We start from the raw sequence: 24,533 nt of genomic DNA, 5'->3' as shown, positions 1-24,533 counted from the left end.
ACAGCGGCACCTGTTCCTCGTCTGATCGGACCGGTTGTGAATTCCAGATTTACGACACCTCTACCCCTTCTGGCCCAACCTTCGTTGGCGGAACCGACTCTCTTGATGCCCTTGGCACCGACATTAATGCCATCTTCGTATCCGGCCGTTATGCCTATGTTGGTAAAAATGGTAATGGTAGTAACTGTGTGCCTGGCAACAATAGCGGCTGTGAGTTCCGGATCTATGACGTTTCTAACCCATCGAGTCCAACTTATGTCGGTGGTGAAGACGTAGACTCTGCCAATAGCCGCAATATTAAGGCTATTTACGTATCTGGCCGTTATGCCTTCATCGGCAAGAATGGTGACAGCGGCACCTGTTCCTCGTCTGATCGGACCGGTTGTGAATTCCTGGTCTTCGATATCTCCAATCCAGCCAGCCCAAGTTATGTTGGAGGAACAGACTCCACCAATGCCGGCACCGGAACTAATTCATTCAGTAGTGTTGCGGTCTCTGGCCGCTATGCCTTCATTGGCAATAGTTTTAACAGCGGCACCTGTTCCTCGTCTGATCGGACCGGTTGTGAATTCCAAATATACGATGTTTCCGGTGCCGAAACAGTTTCATTAACTTCTGGAAGTCTCTGGACCGGGGTGCTCCAAGTTAACAATAATGCCTACTTTGATCAACATATTTCGATAACTGGCAGTGCTACTATCGGCCAGAGCCTGCAGGTTTCCGGTGACCTCGGCGTTTCGGGCAACGCCCTGATTAAAACCAAAACCGACTCCACCACGGCTTTCCAGGTTCAGAAGGCCGATGGCACATCAGTGCTAAATGTAGATACCATCAATGGCAGGGTCGGAGTCGGAACAACTACACCAGCCGACAAACTAGATGTTTCTGGCGACATCCGTGTCGGTACCGGCACCACCGGTTGTGTTAAAGATGCTGACGCAACAGTTATCGCCGGCAGCTGCTCATCCGACGCCAGACTAAAAACAAACATCACCGACATGCAAGATGTATTGACCAATTTCGGGGAGCTAAAAGTCGTAAATTACAACTGGCGGGCAGATGAGTTCCCAGACTATCATTTTGGAACTGAGACCCAAACAGGACTAATCGCCCAAGATGTAGAGCTGTTATTCCCAAGCCTAGTCTCAACAGACAGCAATGGCTACAAAACCCTAGATTACACTGGCCTAGGCATTTTGAATATCAAAGCCACAACCGAGCTAAATACCAAGGTAAATGACCTAGAGGGCCGGGTCTCCGCCCTCGAAAGCGCTACAGGAACCTTACCTGAATCGGGCGGCTACATTCAGCAAGGTTCTGACGCTAACTTCGCTAACATCAACGTTTCTGGCAAAGCAACTATTAATAACCTCGTTGTTACGGGCAGTGCCACAGTGGCAACCCTAAAGGTGACTGGCGATGCGACATTCGAAGGGGATATCATCGTCAAGGGTGATCTGAAGCTAGATGATGACAGGCGCAAAGCAAACACGCCAATAGTCTTAGGTGAGTCAACCTATAAATACAGCTTCACACGCCCACAAGAAGATGAGAACTACGTACTAAGTGCTACCCCTAGCTGGCTTACATCTTACGCAGTAACTGAAAAGACCAAAGACGGCTTCACTATCCAATTCGGCACCCCAGCTCCAGCCAATGCCAAACTAGACTGGCTGATAGTCCACTAGCACAAAAGTAAAAGCCGGCTCCGTGTAATAACGGAACCGGCTATTTGGTTCGCAGCCGCCTGCCATAATAGGCAAGCATGTGTTCGATTTCTTCCAGACTGCCCCTGCCCAGTCCTTTGATTTCTAGCAGCTGATTCGTGGTGCAGTTGCAGAGATCGTGGATAGTCAGGATACCGGCCGAAAGCAAACGTCTAGTGGTGCGAGGGCTTATATCGAGCTCGTCTACCATTGGATCTTGACTGGGCATCCGCTCGGGTTTTTGGGGCGGGTCAATGCGAGCCATCCGCTTGAAAGCATTGCGGATGGTGACATAGATCCACTGCTTGGAAACCCCCAGCTGGGTGGCAATCTCGGCTACGGAGAGCATTTGACCGCTTCCCAGGCCGAACCGCTTTACTAACACCTGCTGCTGGCGGTCGGTTAGGTCCTCTAGCTTGGAAATATTATTCGCAAGCCACTGCAGCTGTATGGCCTCCTCGGCGGAGCCAAGGGCTACGATGCTCTCATCGTATACCGGCTTTGCCATCAGCGGACATCCTTCGGCACGTAATAGCCCTTATCCTGCTCGGTTGCTATCCAACCAAGCAGCCTCCAGCCGAGCACGGCAACTCCGGCCAGGAATGACGCAAATGTAAGCGGGCGCTTTAGAGCCATTTCTCCCCTTTGATTTTGGCTTGCTTAAAATAAGAACTCTCCTTACGGAGCAAGACCGATATCATACCATAAAAGGTATGCTTTGTAAAACGTAAGCGGTTTGCGTATATAAGACTAAAACTTGTATCATAGACCTGTATGAAACGATTTGCGCCTCGGGCGCGCATAAAGATTATTTTGGCGGTTTGGGTACTGGCTGTATTTGTGATGATTCTGCCGCGGCCAACTGCCGCTGGCGAAAACTTTAACTACGATACGCGCGTAACTTACCACGTAAATACCGACGGTAGCACGCAGGTAACAGAGCATTACAGCGTTACAAATAATACCCCCCGGCTGTACCTGAATGAAATCACGCTTTCGACCCCGACGGCTACACTGACCAATCTGAATGTCACCTATGACGGCGGCGGCAGCATACCGGCTACCACCAACAAACAGAAGGCCAAAGAGGGCGATATAGATTTTGATTACCAGCAGATTAAAATCGATTTTCCCCGCCAGATTTTTGGCCAGGGGCGCAGCTGGGGTTTTACCGTCAGGTATCAGGCAACCGGCTTAGTGGAATCGCGCGGAGGTTCACACACTGTCTATGTACCCTCCATAGAGCCAGCGGAAGGCACCGATGATTACCAGGTGACTGTGGAGGTGCCGACTAGTTTTGGTACGGCTCATTTTGCAGGCATCAAATCTGCCTCAGCCGGTACCCGCAACGGCACACAGTACTTTAATTTTAATAAAGGCGCGCTGATGACTAGGGCTCTAGCGCTGAACTTCGGGGATACAAACATTTACCGCCTGAACTTCAACTTTCCGCTGCATAATAATGGCCTGTTTCCTCAGACTCTTACGGTCGCCCTGCCGCCGGATATGGGCAACCAAAAGACTTACATTAATTCACTCACACCCAAGCCGTCGGCTACTAGACTAGATGCTGACGGCAACATTCTGGCCGATTATAAGTTAAAGGCTGGGGAGCGCATTACCGTCGCAACCGATGTTACCACCGAAGTGCGCTGGCGGGATTATGATTTATCAAAATCCGGCAAACAGAAAGACATTCCACCCGAACTGATAAGCCAGTACACTCAACCTACCCGCTATTGGCAGACCGGGGGCAGTGTGTCTGAGGCTGCTGGCAAGATTCATAAGCCTGAAGCCACCGTGGCCGACAATGTGCGAAACACCTACCGCTATGTAATAGACAAGCTCGATTACAACAAAGACAAAATTAAATTTAACATTCGCCAAGGGGCCACGAAGGCTCTGGCCCAGCCCGACAACGTGGTCTGCCTGGAATACTCCGATCTAATGGTTGCGCTGCTGCGGGCGCAGGGTATACCTGCCCGGATGCCCGTGGGCTATGCCTATAGCGGTAATTTGAAACAATCCGATGCCGTAGATGATTCGTTGCATTCATGGGTGGAGGCTTACGTGCCTGGAGTCGGCTGGATGGTGATCGATCCGACCTGGGGCGAAAAGTTCGACCAGTTTGGTGCTAGCGACTTAGAGCATGTGGCCTTTAGCGTCTGGGGCCGCGAAGACGAACTGCCGGCAGCCGTTATGGCTAGCGGGCGCGATACCAACTACCAGTATGAGAAAACGACCCTAAGTTATATCAGCAGCCTGGCCGAATTCAAACCGGCGGGTCTAGTGAAGTTTGATCGCTACGTACTATTCCCGGGTATAACCGTGGAGCGCTTTAAGGTTACGGCGCCGCCGCACACTTCTACCGTAGATAATGAAGTTACGGTAGATAAAGAGAAGCTGCAGTTTGGCAGATTGGCTCCGGGGCAACAAGAATCAATCAGCCGTCTGGTAATAGGCGATGGATGGTTCGGCGAAGAGCAGGCTAGCTACAGCCAGCCGAGTGGGCAGGAGGTACTGGTGCTGGGCACAGCTAAAGCTCGCTACAACTACACGCCGATGGCCGTGGTAACTATTCTGCTTCTCGCTTCAACTATTGCCATTATTGAACTTTTGCGCCGTCGCCGGCGGACTCTGGCAACGGCTCATGGCCTGCCGTCCTCCAACGGCCAAGACCCTGAAATTTAATCCCCAACCCCACACCGGCACTAGAACGACCTCAAGCGAGGGAGCAGAAAGTAATCTGCTTGCGAGGACTGTCTGACCCGCCTTGGGCGGGGAGTTCCGCAGCAACAGACTCTTTCTGCGTGCTGAGTGCTGAGTGGAGTGAGCATTCTGCCAGCAGGCAGACGGTGCCGGGAGCTTTTTGGTTACTTTTGTGCTTACAAAAGTAACACCAGGAAAAATCACAAACGTATTGGTAAAGAGGGACGCGCCATGCGCTCAAATCGGTGTGTAATATACCTCCCCCCTGCGGGGCGCAGGTTTGTTTTACCCGCAAAAAGCTTAGTAGCCCCTTACTACGTAGGTTGCGTGCGCTTTTTGGGGTAAAACCATAATTATTCGGGGAGGGAAGAGTGCCGGTGGTGGGAAAGGCGGAATTTGGCTTAGCCAACCCCTTGATACCCGGTAACAGATACTAGATACTGTTTGTATGTCAAAATTCTACATTACAACACCGATCTACTACATTAACGACCGTCCGCACATCGGCCATGCTTACGCTACGATTGCCGCCGATATGCTGGCTCGCTACCATCGCCAAGCCGGCGAAAGCGTATTTTTTGCTACCGGTACGGACGAGAACAGCACTAAAACAGTACAGGCCGCCAAGAAGGTCGGCCAGGACACGCGTGCCTATACCGACCAAATGGCAGCCACATGGGAAGAGACCTGGAAGCAGCTAGAGATTAGCCAAGATAGGTTCATTCGTACTACCGAGCCGGCCCACCAAAAGGCCGTTTACGATTTAATTAAAAAAATCGAAGCCACTGGCGATATTTACAAAGGCACGTATGTTGGCCTCTACTGCACCGGCTGCGAGGAGTTCAAGCGAGAAGCCGAGCTTGAAGCCGGCAAATGCCCGCTACACAAAACCGTGCCCGAGAAGGTGGAAGAAGAGAATTACTTCTTCAAGCTCAGTAAGTATCAAAAGCAGCTGCTGGATTATATAGAAAAAAACCCGACCTTCATCCAGCCCGAATCGCGCCGCAACGAGATAACCCAGTTTATAAAAGGCGGCCTGGAAGACCTAAGCGTTTCACGAACCAAAAAAGAATGGGGCATAGCCTGGCCGGGTGACGACAGTCAGACGATTTACGTTTGGATAGACGCTCTAATTAATTACCTGGCAGCCACTGGCTACCCCGGCGCCAAATCTACCGATTGGTGGCCGGCCGACCTGCATTTGATCGGCAAGGACATTATTAAGTTCCACTGCGTTTACTGGCCGGCAATGCTGATGAGTGCCGGTTTGCCCTTGCCGAAGACCATCTTTGCCCACGGCTTCTTTACCGTTGATGGGCAGAAGATTTCTAAATCGCTGGGTAATGCCGTAGACCCGGTTGCACTGGCCGGGCAGTACGGCATTGACGCGCTCAGGTACTACCTGCTGCGAGAGATTCCGTTTGGCAGCGATGGCGAGTTTAGCCACAGCCGCTTCCGTAAGGTTTATGAGGCAGATCTGGCCAACGAGCTGGGTAACGCCGTGCAGCGGGTGGCCGCGATGGTGCTCAAATATCAAGAGGGCGCTATTGGTGAGGTGCAGACGGCGCCCCACGATGTCGGCCCGGTCCACACTGCCATTAAAGAATTCCGGCTTGATCGCGCGTTAGAAGAAATATGGGTGCACGTGAAGGGTGTGAATCAATATATTGAGGAGGAAAAGCCGTGGGAGCTGGCCAAGACCGACCGCGAGCAGCTGAGCGACGTGCTGGCTTCGGCCGTGGGCGACCTACTACATATTGCCGAACTCATAATGCCCTTTATGCCGACTACGGCCCGCAAGATCGCCGAGACTTTTGCAAATGGGACTGTGAATAAAGAAGTAGGGATACTGTTCCCTAAATTCGACGAGCCGGCTTCCTGAAATGTCGCATTTCGGCGTCAAAACCTCCGTTGCTCAGCCGGCGTACCGCCCTGTACGCCTAACTTCCGCTACTCGGCTTTTCCTTAAACTGCATTCATTTCAGAAAGCCGTGCTAATTAAATGTTGATTGATACCCACGCCCATATTCACTTTGATTCATTTCGCGGGGAGGTGAACGAGGTGCTGGCTCGCGCGCGGGAGGCCGGAGTGGGTAAAATCATAACAGTTGGCGTGAATAGTGATGACAGTCGTAAGGCGGTAGAGATGGCAGCACGCTATGAAAACGTTTGGGCGGCGGTCGGCGTTCACCCGCATTCGGCCGAAGAAATAGAGCAGGCAGCAGATTACATTGCAGACCTGGCCAAGAATAGGCAGGTGGTGGCCGTGGGGGAGTGCGGTCTTGATTACTATAAATCCCAGGCTAGCCGCGAGCAGCAGGCAGCTGCTTTACGCAAACAGCTGGAGCTGGCGGCTGAGATTAAACTACCGGTCATCTTCCATGTGCGCGAGGCGTTCAGTGATTTCTTTAAGATTTACGATGGGTACGATCGCCTGCCGGGTGTGGTGCATAGCTTTACCGGCACTCCGGCTGAAATGCGCGGCGCGGTGGAGCGCGGGCTGCATGTGGCGCTGAACGGCATAATGACCTTCACCAAAGATGAGGGTCAGCTGCAGGCTGCAAAGGAGTTGCCGTTAGATAGATTATTACTAGAAACCGACTGCCCGTATCTCACCCCGGCACCCGACCGGGGCAAGCGCAACGAGCCGGCCAATGTTAAACCCATTGCCGAATTCCTGGCCGAACTGCGAGGCGAAAGCATTCAGGAATTATCCCGGCAGACTACTGCCAATGCTTGCCAGCTTTTCGGTATCTAAACACCGGCACTCGAGCGACCTCAAGCGAGGGAGCAGCCAGTAATCTGCTTGCGAGGACTGTTTGAGGGCTGAATGCCCGAGTTCCGCAGCAACAGATACTTTCTGCGAACCGAGTGCTGAGCGGAGTGAGCATCCAGTCGTAAGACAGGAAGTGCCGCGCGCTTTTGGGTTACTTTTGTGCGCACAAAAGTAACATTAAACATTTGCTTCTTTGGGAAAGAAGGTGATTATATTATCTTGTTATGAAAAAACCGATTTATCTAGATTACGCCGCTGCCACCCCAATGGATCTGAGGGTGCTAGCTGCCATGCAGCCATACTGGAGCGCGCAGTTTGCTAACCCGTCAGGTGCGTACGCTCTAGCCAAAGAGTCTAAACAGGCGCTGGAGGGCGCGCGTAAACGGATTGCAAAAATTCTAGGTGCAAAACCGACCGAAATTATTTTTGTAAGCGGCAGCACCGAAGCCGCCAATATCGCCATACAGGGAATTGCCAAAAAGTTTCCGCAGGGCCGTGTGCTGGCGGCGGCTACCGAGCATGAGTCGGTTCTAAATTGCGTGGAGGCATTGGGTGAGCGCGGTGGATTACTGCCAGTAGAGAGCTCCGGGTTGGTTAGTGTAGACAAACTGGCAGAGGCTATCAGCGACTCCGTGGTGTTGGTGGCAATCGCATACGCTAATAACGAAATCGGCACCATTCAACCGCTCACGAAAATCGCCCAAGTTATCGAACGTATTCGTATGCAGCGTAGCAAACAGGGAATTAAACTGCCCCTCTATCTATACTCTGACGCCGCCCAGGCCGGTGAGCTAAGCCTGCAGGTGAGCCGCCTGGGGGTGGATATTATGAGCATGGGCGGCCAGAAACTGTACGGCCCGCACAATGGATTTTTGTACACCCGCACCGGCACTGAAGTAGCACCGGTTATCTACGGCGGCGGGCAGGAGAGGGGGGTACGCAGCGGCACCGAAGACGTAGCCGCGGCCATTGGCTTAGCCAAGGCACTGGAGCTTGCGCAGAAAGACCGCACAGCTGAGAGCCGCCGGCAAGCACATCTGCGAGACCAACTGATCCGCGAAATTACCACACGAATTCCTGATGTCACCCTAAATGGCACCGGTAAGCAGCGCCTAGCCGGTAACGTGAATATCACGATTAAATGGGCAGATGGCGAAACACTGGTGGCATATCTGGATAAAGAGGGGATAGCGGTAGCCACCGGCTCGGCCTGCACTGCCGCCGAAGAAGACCCCTCGCATGTACTTATGGCTATTGGCCTCACCAAAAAGGAGGCCGAATCTTCCCTGCGAATCACATTAGGCCGACAGACCACCAAAAGCGAGCTGGAATATTTTGTAAAAAAATTAGAAGAAATCGTTCAGCATCTGCGCCAAAGAAGTTAATTCCCCTTCCCTAAACCGGCATTCGAACGACCTCAAGCGAGGGAGCAGGAAGTAATATGTTTGCGAGGACTGCTTGAGGGCTGAAAGCCCGAGTTCCGCAGCAACAGACTCTTCTGCGAGCCGAGTACTGAGCGGAGTGAGCATTCTGGCTCTGTAAGACCAGACCATGCCGCGCGCTTTTTGGGTTACTTTTGTGCGCACAAAAGTAACAAGAGAAATCACAAACGGTATCATAATCTCTACCTTCTCACGCGCTCCAATATTACCTACCACTAATACCCCTGCGGGGCGCGTATAGTTCCACCGCCAAAGCTTAGTAGCCCCTTGGCTGTGCCAGGTTGCGTGCGCTTTGGCCGGCGGAACAATAGAGTATTTGGGGAGAGAAGCGAGTGCCGGTGTTGGGGGTTGGAAAGAAGAATTGTAGCTTGTTAAGGTATAATCTAAGCATGTATGTACTGAGGAGCTTTATCTTCTCCCTCTTAATCCTAGTCGGGTTGGCGGCGGGCCTGTTCCTTAGTATCGGCTATTTTCTTTCTCCACAGGATAAATTAAAAAAAGCCGACGTCATAATTGCCGTCAGCGGCGGCGAAACCGATTCTCGCACCAAAGAGGCCGCCAGCCTCTATAAACAGGGCTACGCGCCCAAATTAATCCTTTCCGGTGCGGCTCAGGATCCTTTGGGCCCCTCAAACGCAGCCGCTATGCGCCAGATCGCTATTAACCTCGGCGTGCCGCCCTCAGCCATCCAGATAGAGGAAGATTCTAGAACCACTGCCGAAAACGCCTTGGCGGTAGCACCGATGGTGCGCCGCTTGCAGGCAAAAACCGTCATTCTGGTAACTTCGCCCTATCACCAGAAGCGGGCTAGCTTGAGCTTTTCTAAAGCACTTGGTAAAAATGTGAAGATAATAAACCACTCCGCTCCTGATAAAAGCTGGCGCAAAGCCCATTGGTGGGCAACAGATTACAGCTACCAGCTAACTTTGAGTGAACTGCAGAAAACACTGTACGTAATGTCGCAGCCAGAGCTTGCGCCCGGCAACCCATGATGGTCGATTTTCTAATAATTATGCTAGTAGTTTACGGGGCTTATTCTAGCTTTCGGCGCGGTTTCTTAAATGTAGCGGCCAGTCTCGGTTCGCTAGTTGCAGGTTTGGCCGCGGCTGCCGCCTTTTACAAACCGGTGGGGCAGTTCATGGCGGTGCAGTTTAATATGTTGTCTTCAATCGCCAACATTACAGCCTACATTGGCCTGCTGCTGGCAGTGCAGTTCACCACGCTCATGATCGCGCGATATTTGTTTGGCAAAGTGTCGGAACAGCACTTAATGTCGCTCTTCAATCGCGCAGGCGGATCGGCGCTGGGTATTGCCCAAATGCTGGTGTTTACCGCCGTTGGCCTTTCGGTATTTATGAATCTGCCGGCTTCGGCTGCTACCAAGCAGGCGGTTACTGATTCCAGGTTAGCCCAGCCGCTGGTTAAGCTCGGCAATAGCCTGCAATCCTTCCTGAACGCGGCGCCTAGCGGAGACTTTCAGCAGACCCTAAACCTCCTGACGGTTAAACCTGATAGCAAGGAATCTGTAGAGCTCGGCTTTACCACCACCGATGTATCTGTAAACGAGGCGGCCGAGCGCGAAATGCTGCATATGGTAAACAGAGAGCGTTTGGGTCGAGGACTTCCGGCGCTGAAGGTGAACGAGACGGCTAAAGGAGTAGCTAGGGCCCACAGTCGGGATATGTTCGCCAGAGGCTACTTCAGTCACGTTAATCCGGACGGACTCGACCCGTTCGACAGGATGAAGAATGGGGGTGTAACATTCCAGGCGGCAGGGGAGAATCTTGCTTTGGCACCCACCCTAGAGCTAGCTCACAGGGGGCTGATGGATTCTCCTGGACATAAGGCGAACATTCTCAGCCCTGATTTCGGCAAGGTGGGGATAGGTATTATAGACGGTGGCCCGCGCGGGCTCATGATAACGCAGAATTTCACTGACTGACGAATTAAACTAGGGCGTGAAAAGTGGCCTGCAATCACGGAATTGAGGTGATTACAGGCAAAATCCGAATCGACAGATAGCAACAGATAGGGATTGGGTTATAGCTGAAAGGCACTAAAAAGCCGATAAAACGGCCGTTTTGGCCCATATCTGTAAAAGGGGTTATGGTGGGCTCCAACAGATACGATGCATAGGTGCTGAGTAGCCAATACATAGGTATTTACTGGTCATTTTGAGGGCTGATTCTTGCTATGCCTATGTGCTGAGTAGGCTTTGCATAGGGGGCTTGGAGAGGCGATGCGGACATGCTTTTTGCCCCCAAAATAGTGAGGCTGTGAAAAGCCGCCAAAATAAGCGTGCAAATAAGCGTAAGAGGATTGCTTTGTATAGAGAAAATTGGTACGATAATAGTGCTTAAGCTTAATGCAGAAACGCATGCAAAAAAGACTGTGTGAGAGAGTACAGCCTAATATTGGTTTTAGCCAACCTATTACAGGTGGGCTATATCTGTTTCAAGGGGAGGGATTATGGCACTAGAACCACAACTGCCGGTCTCTCCCTTGGGGCCCACTCCAGTTGGGGGGCAGCCGGTCCCACCTGGAAAGCCGGCTAACGGCCAGAATGGAGCGGCTGACGGCTTAAAGCCCGCCAATAAGGGTAAAGCCGGGAAAGTCACTAAAGCCGAGGCCAAATCGGCTCCAAAGGGCTCAGGGGGTGAATCTGTGCCCGGTGCCGTCTCTAAGGAGAAGGATTTGGTACCGATCGGCCAAGCGGCTGAAGTATTGGGTGTATCTGTAGATACAGTGCGCCGCTGGGATAAAGCCGGAGTTCTGCACTCTAGCCGTCCAGATGGCAAAAACCGCTACTTCAGTATCGACGAGCTGGAAAAGCTCAAATTCTCCCAGCCGCTGACTATTTCTGAGGTTTCGGAGCAGTTGGGCATTTCCGCCTCAACCTTGAGGCGCCTAGAGGAAAAGGGAATGATCAAACCCGAGCGCAACGAGCGTGGGGAGCGCCTCTACGACCGTAAATCCCTACAGAGCTTTTTGAACTCCGATTATTTTATGCGCACCAAAGAAGTAGAGGAGGAGATTCTGCGCCCCCTCTCGGGCCCCGAGGCGCAAAATGGCGGTAACGGCAAAAAGACGATTCACGATCCCGTCGCCCATGCGCTTATAGGCGAACACCATACCGCTATCCACAAACTACACAGGTTTCGCAAGGTTAGCATTACCGCTGCAAGCGTACTGGCCGGAATTTTCCTGACGCTTATTACTATTATTACGCTTCTCTTTATACTTTTTCCTGATAGTACGGCCAAAACTCTCGGCTACTTTAAGAAAAGTCCGGCTTCGAAGAAATTCGTATTCCAAACCCCTAATTCCTTCCTGGCTCGGCAGCTTAAGCCCTTCAGTCAGACATCACTGAACGTACTAGAGAAGATCAACCCAGAGCTGCGTAATAGGGTAGCGCCGTTTCCTCGCATCCCAGATGTGAATGATGTGTTTGCTCCCGATGGAGAGGGTAATATTACCAGCCTGTACACATTCACGATTCCCGACACGTCTTATCTTAGAATCCCCGACACGGGTTTGGTGCAGAACCTGAACTCCGATCTCCTACGCGGTAAAGTGCCGGGTTGTGAAAAGGGTAATTTGGCAATTGTCGGTGTCTGTGCTCCGGGGCCAGGCGGTACGACCGCTGTTCAGTTGCAGCCTAGCGGGGGAGGCGGTACTACCATCCTGACCACTACGACTGATTCAGGTGGCGGCGGCAGTGGCGATATTACGACCGTGAATGCCGGCACAGGCTTGGCAGGCGGGGGTGACACCGGGGATGTAACCCTGAATGTCGGGGTTGGCGATGGCCTGAGTGCTGGGGCTGACACGATTGGATTGAACCTGCAGAGCGGTTCAGGGCTGCAGACCAGCATTAGTGGACTTTCGCTTATTCGAAGTTGTGCAAATACCGAAATCCTCAAGTGGAACGGCTTGGCTTGGGCGTGTGCGACAGATGGTGGCGGTAGTTTTTCTAGCTTCAGCTTAGCCGGAGACAGCGGCGCCCCTGAGTCCATCAATGATGGCAACACCCTGACTGTAGCCGGCGGGGCAGGGCTAACCTCTGCAGTGAGTGCGACAGATACAGTAACTCTTAACATCGGCGCCGGTAACGGTATAACAGCTAGCGCCAACGATATTGCCGTAGCCGTCCAGGCAAACAAAGGCCTAGAGGTAGATAGCAACGGAGTCAGTTTAATAGATTGTGCTACTAGCCAGGTACTTAAATACAACGCCTCCAACCAATGGGTCTGTGCTACCGATGACAATACCAGTAACAACACCTTTAGTGATGCGCTATTTAGACTTTTTGATGACGCCGACCTAACCAAGCAAATCGCCTTTGAAGCCTCAGGCATCAGCCCAGGCACCACCCGCACCTTCACGGCACCGAATGTTAACGGCACCCTCATAACTACCGGCAACCTTACCGACATCACAACTGTAGGCACAGTCACCAGCGGAACCTGGCAGGGCGGCACTATTGCTGTCCAATACGGCGGCACCGGAGCCACCAACTTTATCTCAAATGGCTTGTTGTATGGGAATGGATCTGGAGCGCTACAATCTACAGCTGCTGGCACTAGCGGGCAGCTGGTTGTGGCTAACGCTAGCGGTGTACCAACCTTCGTAACACTGGGAGGTGATGCAACCCTAGCTAGCTCAGGGGCTCTGACTCTAGCCAATACGGCAGTTAGCCCTGGCACCTACGGCAGCGCTACCCAGGTAGGGCAATACACAGTTGATTCAAAAGGCCGTCTGACTTTTGCCGGCAACGTAACAATATCTGGAACCACACCAGGCGGCGCGGCCGGCGGTGACTTAAGTGGCACTTATCCCAACCCAACGGTCGCCAAAATTAATGGGGCAACACTAGGCAGTACTACTGCAACGTCTGGCAATTTGCTGGTAGGTGATGGTTCTCAGTGGAACAGCACTAGTTTGTCAGGTGACGTCTCGATAAACAGCGTAGGACTAACTACCATCCAGCCAAACTCAGTGGCGCTGGGAGCGGATACTGCAGGTGACTATACAGCTAACATCACAGCCGGCAACGGTATTTCTACAACCGGTGCGGGATCAGGTGAAAATATTAGCCATAGCTTAAGTGTTAACTTGTTGACCAGTGCAGATGGCACTGGCGGGACATCAAGCAACTCCGGACTTGAGTTCCAGGGTGGCTCCAATAACCAGCTGACTTTGCTTCAGGGCTGTGTTAACAATGAAATTCTAAAATGGGATAACACCAACAATATTTGGCAATGTGGTTCTGATTTGGGCGGAAGCGTAAGCATTGAAGAAAATGATATTTCTGTGGCTCCAAGTGCTTCGACGATCGACTTCTTTGGGTCGGATTTTGACGTAAATCAATCTCCCGCTGGCGAGGCAAACATAGTAATTGACTACGTGAATTCTCTAATTACACGCAAGAACCAAAACGAAACAATTTCTGGTTCATGGACCTTTTCGTCTGCGACACCTATCACATTCTCCAATGGTGCGCCGTTTGTCGCAATTAGCAATGGCGGATCACTCACTATTACCGACGGAGCAAATAATTTACTTACAATTTCAGACGCCGGTACTATTGGCAACGTTACAATTTCTGGCGACCTGACTGCGTCTGGTGGCGATTTGTTTTTTGGCACCAGCGAGAGTCTTTCTAGTAACACTGACGGCACAATTACCTTTGGGCGAAACGACTCAGGTACGGTGACTCTGACAGCTAAAGATGATGATTCCAACGCCGCGCTTACCATTATGCCCGGCGGTGCGGCCGGCTTGACATTAGGCGGTGGACTTACAACAAGTCTCGTAGTAAACACTGACGGGCTGGGGGATACGGAAGTTGTTCTGCCTAATGGCTCAATTAGTTCAAGCGAAATACTCGATGGTACAATCGGTACTTCGGATTTGAATTCGCTCGACGCGCCGGGGGACGAAGAGTGTCTAAGTTTTGAATCTAGTTCCTCCCAATTCGAATGGCAAACCTGCGGTGGCGGTGGCGGTGGCGGTGGTAGTACTGTTTGGTCCGATTTGACAAACCCAAACAACAACTTAGGGTTAAATCACTCAGAGTATGCAACACTCTTTACCTGGGATACTGCAGCAACTGCAGCAGCTTTTAATGGTTTTACCTTCGCGCTTACCAATGATGCTACGACCGACAATAATTCACAGAGGCTGGTACAGATCCAGAACAACAACGTTGTCGGCGGCGGTGCCACCGAAACTTTACTCCGGCTTGATCATGCCGATGCTGACTCTACTCTTACTCAGGGGATATTAGTCACCAGCTCTGGCGGCAATCCAGTTACTACAGCCTTTGATGCTTCTGATGCCTCGATTGTAAACGCTCTTTCTATCGGGCCGAACCGTATATTAGGAACCACTGGTACGATAGATTTTGATAACTTTGATGTTGACGCCAATGGCACCGTAACTATTTCCGCCGCCCAGGCCTACACCGGTATAGATTCGGTCTTCTTAAAATCCGGCGGGGGCGGGGATCTAGTCCTTGATTCCAGCTCAAACGAAGTCCGCTTTACAGACGGCGATGTTATTCATATAGGCGGTGTTAATAATGACGCATTAACTTACAATGCCTTAACTAACTCCGGCGGCGCAGCCTCGAACGCTGCTATTAGCTCTGACAATGACCTATATATCCAGGGAGATCTGGAAGTCGATGGCACCACCGTTGATCTTACACCCGTTACTTTGCTTAACTGCACCGACTGTATCGACTGGGATGACATCTCTGATGCCATGGCCCTAGACGCCCCAACTACCTCAAGCCTAGGTGCTCATAACTTCACCTGGGCACTTAATGGTGCTGGCAATTATGTCACCAACCTCTCATCAACAGGCGACTTCATTGTGCAGGATGCCGGCGTCGAGTTCCTCAACATCAGCGACACCGGAGCCTACACCTACACCCTAGACTCAACTGACAACCCAGCCTACACCATTACTAATAATGGCTCAGGTGCTATTACTACCACGGCGGCCGGCAGCGGGAATATTGTGAATAATCTCTCTTCCACCGGCGACTTCATTGTGCAGGATGCCGGCACTCCGTTCGTGCAGTTCCTGGATGACGGCACCATAACCCTGGGTAAGGCAGCAGCCGCCAGCACGATTAACATCGGGGTGGGCTCGGCTGCCGACACGATCCACATTGGCGATGGCGGTACCACGGCCGACGTCATAACTATAGGTAACAATGTAGCCGGCACGACCTTGTCACTTGATGCCGGTTCAGGCGCAAGCTCACTGCAGATCGGCAACTCTACGACCGCTCATGACATCCGCATTGGCAATGGCGGCACTTCAACCCAGACAATTATCATGGGCTCAACATCTGCCGCCTCAGCTACCACCATCAATGCTGGTTCAGGAGACATTACTCTAAATGCCGACTCCGGTGCCGGCAACATCATCTTCGGCGACACAGATACTTTTGCCATCGGCGGCGTAGCTGCTGGACTGGCCTACAACGCTATCTCTAACGCCGGTGGCGCTGCCTCCCATACGGCTGCCGGGGAGGTGACTGCCGACAATGACCTCTACCTTCAGGATGACCTCGAAGTCGACGGCTCGCTTTTCCTGGATGGAGCATTAATCGATGCAGCGCCTGTAACAACCTTTAATTGCACCGACTGTATCGACTGGGATGACATATCAAATGCGATGGCCTTGGATGAAGTGACTAGCTCGAGCTTAGGGGCTAATACATTCACCTGGATACTTAATGGTGCGGGTAACTATGTCACCAACCTCTCATCAACAGGCGACTTCATCATGCAAGATGCTGGCGTCGAGTTCCTCAACATCAGCGACACCGGAGCCTACGCCTACACCCTAGACTCAACTGACAACCCAGCCTACACCATTACGAATAATGGCACGAGTAATATTACGTTTACTCAAAACTCATCTGGCGATTTTGTAATTAATCAAGCCGCTGGATCGAATACCCAAATTACCGCTTCGGCCGCTCCCACTGTAGACATGGTGGTAATTTCTAACTCCGGCCAAGCCGCTGCCACTAGTGGCGTAGACGGACTCTACATTTCCCACGCCTCTTCCAATGCCAGTGGAGACGTATTACACCTCACCCCTAGCTTCGCTGGCGGCGCTACTGACGCTTTAACCTACAACATTATTGAGACCGATGCCTTTAGCCCAACAAATGCGGCTGGGACTGATACCATAAACGGGCTTAAGATTGGTGCTCTCACCGAAGGTGCTGATGCAGCTCGGCTGACATCCACAGCGATTAATATAGGTGGCGGCTGGGACGTCGGCCTTAGCTTCGCCCCAAGTACAGGCATAGATATTCGGTTGCAAAACGGCGAAACCATTAGCAATGTCAGCGATGGCACGCTTTTGTTCAGTGCCCCGACCACTCAAACCTCAGGGCTAATGCTTGTAGGCAACGGTTCTGGCAGTGACTACTTAAGCTTTACTGAAGAGGCCGGTAACCCAGCCGGTTGTGCCCTCGGCGAGTTCCGCATCTGGGCTAACGCTACCGAAAACCTGCTAAAGAAATGTCAGAATGGCGCGCTATCTGACCTTGACGCGGCCGGTGCCTGGAACCAGCTGACGGCTCCAACTGGCAACCTAGTGCTTGATCACCAGGCATTTACTACGCTGTTCAATTGGAGCACTGCTACTACCCAAAACCCTTGGACATTTACGATGGATGCCCTTACTAGTGGTACGGGTGTGACTTTGTCTCAAACTGCCCAGACGTCAGGCACTGGCTTGTCTATAACTGGTGGAGGCGCAAACTTACTGGCAGCCGGTGAGCTGGTAGACCTAATTATGGGCGCCGCTACAGTTGGCAGCGGCTTGAACATCACTACCACCGGTGCATATACCGGTACCGGCCTAGAAACTATAACTGCCAACTCCATTACCTCTGGTACGGGACTATTAGTGACCAGTAGTTCGGCTGCATTCACGGGCAAGATGGTAGACATAATGATGAGCGGTAACAATGCTGCTAACACCGGCACAGGTCTTAGGATTTCCTCGACTGGCGCCAATAACGCCGGGACTCTCGCGATGATCACCAATCTCGGTACCGGCCTCTCACTGCGTATCAATGACCAAACTGGCGATGCAGACACCACGCCGACTGTCTTTGACAGCTCAGGAAGGCTTATTATGGGAGCAACTGCGGGGCAAGGGATACGATTCGGTCAACAGCAAGAGCTTGTATCCGCGGGTGGAACTAACAACTATGGTGGATTAACTATTAGTCACTACTCCACCGCTAACGAACAAGGTCTCCTCGACTTTAATCGCAGCAAGTCAGATACTTTGGGTACACAGACAGCAGTCGTGGCCAATGACAACCTTGGGGCCATCAGCTTCAGGGGAAGTGGTGGTTCCGGGTTCCATACCGGAGCATATATCTTGGGCCAAGCTGATGGAACATTCACCAGTACGAGCGCACCCGGCCGTTTATCATTCTATACTGTAGCAGCTGGTGGTCTTTCAGACACAGAGAGAATGCGTATCGCTAGTAACGGCGCTTTTACTATGAATGTAAACGGCTCATTAACAATTAATAACCTTGGCACCGATGCATCAGCCACCAATGCCGTTGTCTGCCAGATCAGCACATCGGGTTCAGGCCGTATAGTGAGCGCCGGAAGCACCACTTCTTGCACGGTGTCATCTGAGCGCTACAAGCACAACATAGAGAACCTTAGCGCTTCTGAAAGCGGGCTTGATATAGTTAATGCCTTAAGGCCAGTAAGCTATGAGTTTAACGAAAACAATAAATCTTCGATTGGTTTTATAGCTGAAGAAGTTGCTGAAATAGATCCTCGTCTGGTTTTTTATGAGCCAGACAACCCTAGCCTAATTCGCGGAATCGACTATATATTTATTACGGCACATCTAGCACTGGCAATACAAGAATTAGACAACAAGGTGGATGCCAATGCACTACTGGCTTCCGACGGGCTGCAAAGTCTAGATGAGAAATATACACAAAAACTTGCTGGGGTAGATACGCAGATAACCGGGCTGGATTCACGGATTGCTGAGCTTGAGGCTAAATCATCAAGCTCAACCGAATCGCAAACATCTGCGAGCTTTACCGGCGAAGTAAGTGCGGATATCTTAAGGGCAAATCAAGTAATTGGAGCCGACCTGGGAGAAAAGTACTTTGCCAGCGATAAATCTATTACCACTGGCGATGTGGTCTCCATAGATACTGCCGACCCAGACAAGGTCGTTAAATCCCAGACTCAGTACGATACAAACTTAGTCGGTGTGGTTACCAGCGCGCCTAACTTGGTAATAAGTGAGGGCAGGGAGGCCAGCGGCCAGGAAACGATTGTGGCCATTAGCGGTAAGGTGCCGGTAAAGGTCAGCACAGAGAACGGCCCGGTAGCGGCCGGCGATCCGCTTACGTCCTCTTCCACCCCCGGTGTAGCTATGCGGGCTACTAAGCAGGGTGCCATCATCGGCCGGGCGGCTATGCCGTTCAGCGGTACCGGTGTGGGTAGTACGCTGGCCATTGTGGGCGGCGGCTACAGCAATGGCGCTATTGGCGAGGACTTAACCTCCATCACCAACCGGATAGAAGAGCTAGAGAGTAAGGTAGAGGGCTTAAGTGGTGCCAAGGAGTCTGATACATCGGGCGCCAGCTCAACCGAAACCGACCTGCAGAGTCTGAACGCGCAATCACTAACAGTAGCAATGGACCTTAGTGTAGGCGGCGGGCTGACCGTGAACGGCCCGGCCAGGTTCAAGGGCGAAAGCTTCTTTGAAAAGATAGCCACCTTCTTCGGCAATGTCCTATTTAACGCCGATGTGGAGTTTGCGGGCCGGCCCACGTTTAACAGTGATACCGCAGGATTCGCCGTGATTAAAGCCGGTGAGCAGAAAGTAACCGTGAAGTTCGATAGGCAGTACGCCGTAACCCCGGCTATTTCGGTGAATATCGGCGGCGGGCAGTTTAGCGAATACTCTTACACCAACATAACGCCGAATGGGTTCGACATTGTACTTAAGCAGCCAGCAGCCGATAATATGCAGTTCTCGTGGATCGCGCTAGGTGTGAATAACGCCAAAACCAGCATTAACCAACCCTAATCAGGCATAACCAAACTTGGATTTGACCAGCATAAGGGGCTTGGATATACTGGGTAGGTAATAAGTAATTATGTGAGGGAGATACATGAATCAGTTCGGCACAGGTCCTGCCCCGGCACAGCCACCCAGCTCATTTCAAAATCTTAAATTAGAAGAGTCGAGCAGATGGAAGAAATGGGCGATTATTGGCGCCATTGCAGTACTGCTAGCGCTAAGCGGCTTCTTGTATTATCAGAACGTGCAAGCTCAGGCCAAGCTGAAGAAACTCGGTAACCCGCAGCAGGCCAGCAAGGAAGAAGCACAGAGCCTAATAAAAAAGGTGGGCGCCATTGTTGCTCTTCCTGGCGATGAGGAGCCTACTGTAGCTACTGTGGTAGATGCCAGTAAGCTCAAGAGCCAACCCTTCTTTGCTAACGCCCAGAACGGCGACAAGGTGCTTTTGTACACCAAGGCCAAAAAGGCTTATCTGTATCGCCCTACCAGCAACAAGCTGATTGAAGTTGCTACACTTAACATCAATAAAGAAACCCAAACTCAAACACCCGCCCCAGCAAAAAGATAAATAAAAGCTTATTAAAAAGCCCCTCCCGGGGCTTTTTTGATTCCCCATAATAATTTGCTTCTTTGGGGAAGAAGAGATTATATTATCTTGTTATGAAAAAGGTCTATGTCGGTTTAAGTGGCGGGGTGGATAGCTCCGTAACGGCCGCTCTTTTGCAGAAAGAGGGCTATAGCGTGGTGGGCGCGCATATGAAGAACTGGACACAAGTTTTGCCTGGAGCCGAGTGCCCGTGGAAGGAAGACTTAGCCGATGCCCGCGCCGTGGCCGCTGCGCTCAATATTCCATTCAAAGTCTTTGACTTTCAAAAGGAATACAAACAGAAGGTGGTTGATTACATGGTAGAGGAGTACAAGCAAGGGCTTACCCCGAATCCGGATGTAATGTGCAACCAAGAGATTAAGTTCCAGCTGTTTCTACAGGCCGCATTGGCCGACGGAGCCGACGGAATCGCTACCGGCCATTATGCCAAGACGGCCAGGGGCAAACTGTACAAAGCGGCCGATGAGGGTAAAGACCAGACCTACTTTTTGTACCGCGTAACCAGCCAGGCCTTGGCCAAAAGTTTAATGCCAATCGGCGCCTACCCAAAGAGTGAGGTGCGCAAACTGGCAGAAAAGTTCGGCTTACCAAATGCTGGCAAAAAAGATTCCCAGGGTATCTGCTTTATCGGCCCGGTGGGCATGAAGGCTTTTTTGCAGCAGTATGTAGAGGCCGAGCCGGGGGATATTAAGACTTGCGATGGCAAAGTAATTGGTGCTCACGATGGGGCCATATTCTACACTATTGGCCAACGCCACGGTTTGGGTGTGGGCGGCGGCAAGCCATACTTTGTAACCGGCAAAGATATGAAAAAGAATGAGGTGTATGTAACAGATAATCCTGATGATTTGGAACTGCAGAGTAGGGTGATCCGGATTACGAACGCGCATTGGATTAACGAGCCGCCGAAAGACGGTAAGGAGTATCAGGTACGCCTGCGCCATCGCGGTGAATTAGTGGATTGTGAAGTTAATGGCGATACAATCAAGTTCGCTAAACCGCAGCGGGCTATCGCTGCCGGCCAATCGGCCGTTATCTACGATGGCGATTTAGTTTTAGGCGGTGGCATAATTACCGCTGCCTAAGGTAGAATAATGCCTATGACAACGAATGAGATCCGCAAGAAGTTTCTGGAATTCTTTAAATCAAAAGATCATGAAATAATTCCCTCGGCTCCGGTTTACCTGGAGAATGACCCCACCGTACTGTTTACCACCGCCGGTATGCAGCCGCTGGTGCCGTATTTGCTTGGCGCCGCGCACCCTAAGGGCAAGCGCTTAGCTAACAGCCAAAAATGCATCCGTACCGTAGATATCGAGGATGTGGGGGATAACCGTCACCTGACAATGTTCGAGATGCTGGGCAATTGGAGCCTGGGCGATTACTTTAAAAACGAATCGATTGCCTGGAGCATGGAATTTTTGGTAGATAAAAAGTGGCTGGCGCTCGACCCAACCCGGCTCTACATTACGGTTTATGAGGGCGGGGCGCAGGTGCCGAAAGATGATGAATCTATAAAAATCTGGCAGAACGAGTTCAAAAAACTGGGAATAGAGGCCAAAGAAGGTGAGCGCATTATGGCTCTGGGCAAAAAAGACAATTGGTGGGAGATTACCGGCGCCGAAACCAGCCCGGCCGGTCCGGATACGGAAATTTTCTACTATATTGGCGAAGAGAAGCAGCCGAAATTCGATCCATTTAGCGACCAGTTCATAGAAATTTGGAATAACGTCTTTATGCAGTATCAGCGCGAGACAGGCGGGGAGTATACTCCGCTTAAAACCAAGAGCGTGGATACCGGTATGGGCCTCGAGCGCACAGCCGCCATGATACAGGGAGTTGATTCCGTATTTAAAACCGACCAACTGGCAGCCATTACCCATAAGGTGTTCGAGGTAGCAGACCGTGAGTTTGAGCAGGTCTACCACGAGATAGATAGCGATCTTGGCCGCGCCGGGAGGATTATTACCGATCACTTGCGCAGTGCCGTATTTATGGCAGCTGATGGTCTAGCTCCCTCCAACATCGGACGGGGGTATGTCATGCGCCGGCTTACGCGCCGCGCCATCAGGCAAGGCTTGGTGTTGGGCATCCGCGTTGACCTGTGCGAAAACGTGGTGCCGACCATAATAGATCTCTACAAACAGGCCTACCCCGAGCTCGAGAAAAACCGGAATCAAATTTTGGATGTTTTGAGCCGGGAAGAGAGCCAGTTTCGCCAGACTCTAGAGAGGGGAGTGAGAGAGTTTACCAAAATCGCGAAAGATAAACTCACAGGCGAAATCGTCTTTACTCTCTTTGATACCTACGGTTTTCCGCCAGAGCTTAGTATTGAAGATGCCAAGACCTTAAAGATCCCAATCGACCCGGCGTGGGATGAAGATTTTCAGCGCTTAATGAACCAGCAGCGTGAGCGTTCGCGTACGGCCGGGGCGGGGGAGTTTAAAGGGGGATTGGCCGACCATGAATCAGGTACAATCCGCCACCACACCGCCACCCACCTGATGTACGAGGCATTGCGGCGGGTACTGGGCGAACACGTGGTGCAGCGCGGCTCGAACGTGAATAGCGACAGGCTACGGTTCGATTTTTCTCATTCTGAAAAGATGACCGATGAGCAGAAGAGGGAGGTGGAGCGGATAGTAAACGAGCAGATTCAGGCCAACCTGCCAGTGAGCATGAATGAGCATCCTACCAAAGAGGCGTTTAAGCTTGGGGCTAAAGGGGCCTTTGGCGATAAGTATGGCGAGACGGTGAGAGTTTATACAATTGGTAAGCCTGGCCAAAAGCCATACAGCGTGGAAATCTGCGGCGGACCGCACGTGGAGCGCACGGGGGAGATAGGCCAATTTAAAATCACAAAAGAAGAATCTTCCAGCGCAGGCGTGCGCCGTATAAAAGCAACAGTTAAGTGAACGAGTGGCAAAGAGCTTACGATAGCAGGCAGTTCTATATAAACACCGCTAACCCAAGCGTAGTTGTGCGGGCTATTGAGCCTGGTTTACTACCTGAATCCAGAGTGGCAGATCTAGGCTGCGGGGGCGGACGCAATGCAATCCACCTGGCTGGTTTAGGTCACAAGGTAGACGCCGTGGACCTGGCTGATTTGAGCTGGGTATCAGCCATAACAGATCCTGAAGTGAAATCCCGGATTAATTTTGTGAAATCCGATGTGAGCGACTTTGAACTTAAATCAGATTCATACCATGCGATCCTAATGACCCGCCTCATTCAGTATCTAGATAAATCACTATTGCAAAAATTACTAGCGAAATCGTTTAAAGCGCTGAAGCCCGGAGGGGTTTTAGTGATCGGCTATACCGCGGGCGGCGGTGTTCATAAAATGTCTGAATACATTTTTGATAAATACTCATATAAATCAGAAGATATCAGGAAGATGCTGACCAACATAGGCTTTGTCATCCGGTCGTTTAAAAAGGGTTCGGCTGTTTCTAAATACGTACCCCATATAGTCAAAATTGAAGCTTACGACATTATTGCAGAAAAGCTATAAAAGAAAATCCCGCCCTTTGGCAGAACGGGATTTTCTGCAAAGGGCGGGTTAGAAGCCGGCTGCCCGGTTGGAGCTCATGAGGTAGCTCAGGTCTTCGCCATGGACTACTCTCTTTTTCCGCGGACCGGTGATCCGCTGCCGTGGTGGCTGCGGGGGGTCTGGACTGAAGGAGCGAACCTCGCCCACCGTTGCCAGTGCCGGCCGAACCTTATGCGGCCGGGTCTTGGGCGGATGCTTCTTCTGGTGCCTAGAACCCTCTCTTGCCGCTCGCTTCTGCCGAGGCGGCTTGATTGCCACGATCAAATCCTTTTTGTTCCAGCTGCAGCGAAGCCTTCCTTGCTTGCTCAGATGGCGCAGGCGGTGAACCATCAGGCTCACTTCCTTAACTGTGGGTTCTCTGTCCAGAACGAGTTCGCATAGCCTCCGAACGCAGCGGTGCCTGGCGTCTCTGAGTTCTCGCTGGCACCGGCGAACGGTACGCACTATCTCATCATCTGAGATACGTACATCGGTTACGGTCGCTTCAGCTGTCAACTTCCCTCCTCCAGGATGGGGATAGAATGGATGAATAATTACAAAATATGACAAAAATGTCAATGTTTAGTGACGGAAATTTGGTGAATCACACCTTTATTTATAAAAACGAAAAAAACTCTTGCCAAAGCAT

General features: G+C 51.6%; 15 protein-coding genes. 12 read left to right on the top strand and 3 right to left on the bottom strand.

Annotated features, from left to right (window positions below):
• Positions 1 to 1,688 (top strand): tail fiber domain-containing protein (locus VNA68_03255; GenBank protein HVE81123.1); only part of this gene is annotated, 1,688 nt, incomplete at its 5' end.
• A gap of 40 nt (positions 1,689 to 1,728) precedes the next feature.
• Here VNA68_03255 and VNA68_03250 read toward each other — a convergent pair.
• The gene (locus tag VNA68_03250; GenBank protein HVE81122.1) at positions 1,729 to 2,214 is read right to left on the bottom strand and encodes a DNA-directed RNA polymerase subunit alpha C-terminal domain-containing protein; all 486 of its coding nucleotides are present in this window, start codon (positions 2,212 to 2,214) and stop codon (positions 1,729 to 1,731) included.
• On the bottom strand, positions 2,214 to 2,342 hold the full coding sequence (locus tag VNA68_03245) for a hypothetical protein (GenBank protein HVE81121.1): 129 nt from the start codon (positions 2,340 to 2,342) through the stop codon (positions 2,214 to 2,216). Before VNA68_03245 ends, VNA68_03250 begins: the two co-directional genes overlap by 1 nt.
• 138 nt (positions 2,343 to 2,480) lie before the next feature.
• Between VNA68_03245 and VNA68_03240 the strand changes: the two genes are divergently transcribed.
• The 11 genes from VNA68_03240 (at position 2,481) to VNA68_03190 (ending at position 23,866) form a co-directional block, all read left to right on the top strand.
• Positions 2,481 to 4,397, top strand: coding sequence for a transglutaminase domain-containing protein (locus VNA68_03240; GenBank protein HVE81120.1), 1,917 nt, complete (start codon positions 2,481 to 2,483; stop codon positions 4,395 to 4,397).
• 466 nt (positions 4,398 to 4,863) lie between these two features.
• Entirely contained in the window at positions 4,864 to 6,297 is a 1,434-nt protein-coding gene (metG, locus tag VNA68_03235) for a methionine--tRNA ligase (protein ID HVE81119.1), read from the top strand.
• 120 nt (positions 6,298 to 6,417) lie between these two features.
• Positions 6,418 to 7,173, top strand: a complete 756-nt coding sequence (locus VNA68_03230; GenBank protein HVE81118.1) for a TatD family hydrolase — start codon at positions 6,418 to 6,420, stop codon at positions 7,171 to 7,173.
• Positions 7,174 to 7,415: 242 nt separating this feature from the next.
• The gene (locus VNA68_03225) at positions 7,416 to 8,576 is read left to right on the top strand and encodes a cysteine desulfurase family protein (protein HVE81117.1); all 1,161 of its coding nucleotides are present in this window, start codon (positions 7,416 to 7,418) and stop codon (positions 8,574 to 8,576) included.
• Between the two features lie 446 nt (positions 8,577 to 9,022).
• Positions 9,023 to 9,625 (top strand): YdcF family protein, encoded by a 603-nt coding sequence (locus VNA68_03220; GenBank protein HVE81116.1) that lies wholly within the window; start codon positions 9,023 to 9,025, stop codon positions 9,623 to 9,625.
• Positions 9,622 to 10,575 (top strand): CvpA family protein, encoded by a 954-nt coding sequence (locus VNA68_03215; GenBank protein ID HVE81115.1) that lies wholly within the window; start codon positions 9,622 to 9,624, stop codon positions 10,573 to 10,575. The genes VNA68_03220 and VNA68_03215 overlap by 4 nt, the downstream gene beginning before the upstream one ends.
• Before the next feature lie 527 nt (positions 10,576 to 11,102).
• Positions 11,103 to 19,751: a MerR family DNA-binding transcriptional regulator gene (locus VNA68_03210; protein ID HVE81114.1), complete on the top strand. Its 8,649-nt coding sequence runs from the start codon at positions 11,103 to 11,105 to the stop codon at positions 19,749 to 19,751.
• Positions 19,752 to 19,836: 85 nt separating this feature from the next.
• Positions 19,837 to 20,313, top strand: coding sequence for a hypothetical protein (locus VNA68_03205; protein HVE81113.1), 477 nt, complete (start codon positions 19,837 to 19,839; stop codon positions 20,311 to 20,313).
• 92 nt (positions 20,314 to 20,405) lie between these two features.
• Complete coding sequence (gene mnmA / locus VNA68_03200; GenBank protein HVE81112.1) at positions 20,406 to 21,437, top strand: tRNA 2-thiouridine(34) synthase MnmA; 1,032 nt, start codon at positions 20,406 to 20,408, stop codon at positions 21,435 to 21,437.
• Positions 21,438 to 21,452: 15 nt separating this feature from the next.
• A complete protein-coding gene (locus tag VNA68_03195; GenBank protein ID HVE81111.1) occupies positions 21,453 to 23,267 on the top strand; it encodes an alanine--tRNA ligase in 1,815 nt (604 codons plus the stop codon).
• On the top strand, positions 23,264 to 23,866 hold the full coding sequence (locus tag VNA68_03190; protein ID HVE81110.1) for a class I SAM-dependent methyltransferase: 603 nt from the start codon (positions 23,264 to 23,266) through the stop codon (positions 23,864 to 23,866). The genes VNA68_03195 and VNA68_03190 overlap by 4 nt, the downstream gene beginning before the upstream one ends.
• 48 nt (positions 23,867 to 23,914) lie before the next feature.
• Here the strand turns inward: VNA68_03190 and VNA68_03185 are convergent, their stop codons facing one another.
• Positions 23,915 to 24,400 carry a hypothetical protein gene (locus VNA68_03185; protein ID HVE81109.1) on the bottom strand — a complete coding sequence of 162 codons (486 nt, stop codon included), beginning with the start codon at positions 24,398 to 24,400 and terminating at the stop codon, positions 23,915 to 23,917.
• Positions 24,401 to 24,533 lie beyond the last annotated feature (133 nt).

This window comes from Candidatus Dormiibacterota bacterium (assembly GCA_035536395.1).
GTDB lineage: Bacteria > Patescibacteriota > Saccharimonadia > UBA4664 > DATLOE01 > DATLOE01.
The sequence above is the reverse complement of the archived record's forward strand: the minus strand, read 5'-3'. Positions and strand labels throughout refer to the sequence as shown.

Coding starts and splice junctions, on each gene's coding strand:
- VNA68_03230 (HVE81118.1), top strand. CDS start 6,418: ATGTTGATTGATACCCACGCCCATATTCACTTTGATTCATTTCGCGGG.
- VNA68_03245 (HVE81121.1), bottom strand. CDS start 2,342: ATGGCTCTAAAGCGCCCGCTTACATTTGCGTCATTCCTGGCCGGAGTT.
- VNA68_03225 (HVE81117.1), top strand. CDS start 7,416: ATGAAAAAACCGATTTATCTAGATTACGCCGCTGCCACCCCAATGGAT.
- VNA68_03220 (HVE81116.1), top strand. CDS start 9,023: ATGTATGTACTGAGGAGCTTTATCTTCTCCCTCTTAATCCTAGTCGGG.
- VNA68_03250 (HVE81122.1), bottom strand. CDS start 2,214: ATGGCAAAGCCGGTATACGATGAGAGCATCGTAGCCCTTGGCTCCGCC.
- mnmA (HVE81112.1), top strand. CDS start 20,406: ATGAAAAAGGTCTATGTCGGTTTAAGTGGCGGGGTGGATAGCTCCGTA.
- VNA68_03240 (HVE81120.1), top strand. CDS start 2,481: ATGAAACGATTTGCGCCTCGGGCGCGCATAAAGATTATTTTGGCGGTT.
- VNA68_03205 (HVE81113.1), top strand. CDS start 19,837: ATGAATCAGTTCGGCACAGGTCCTGCCCCGGCACAGCCACCCAGCTCA.
- metG (HVE81119.1), top strand. CDS start 4,864: ATGTCAAAATTCTACATTACAACACCGATCTACTACATTAACGACCGT.
- VNA68_03210 (HVE81114.1), top strand. CDS start 11,103: ATGGCACTAGAACCACAACTGCCGGTCTCTCCCTTGGGGCCCACTCCA.
- VNA68_03215 (HVE81115.1), top strand. CDS start 9,622: ATGATGGTCGATTTTCTAATAATTATGCTAGTAGTTTACGGGGCTTAT.
- VNA68_03195 (HVE81111.1), top strand. CDS start 21,453: ATGACAACGAATGAGATCCGCAAGAAGTTTCTGGAATTCTTTAAATCA.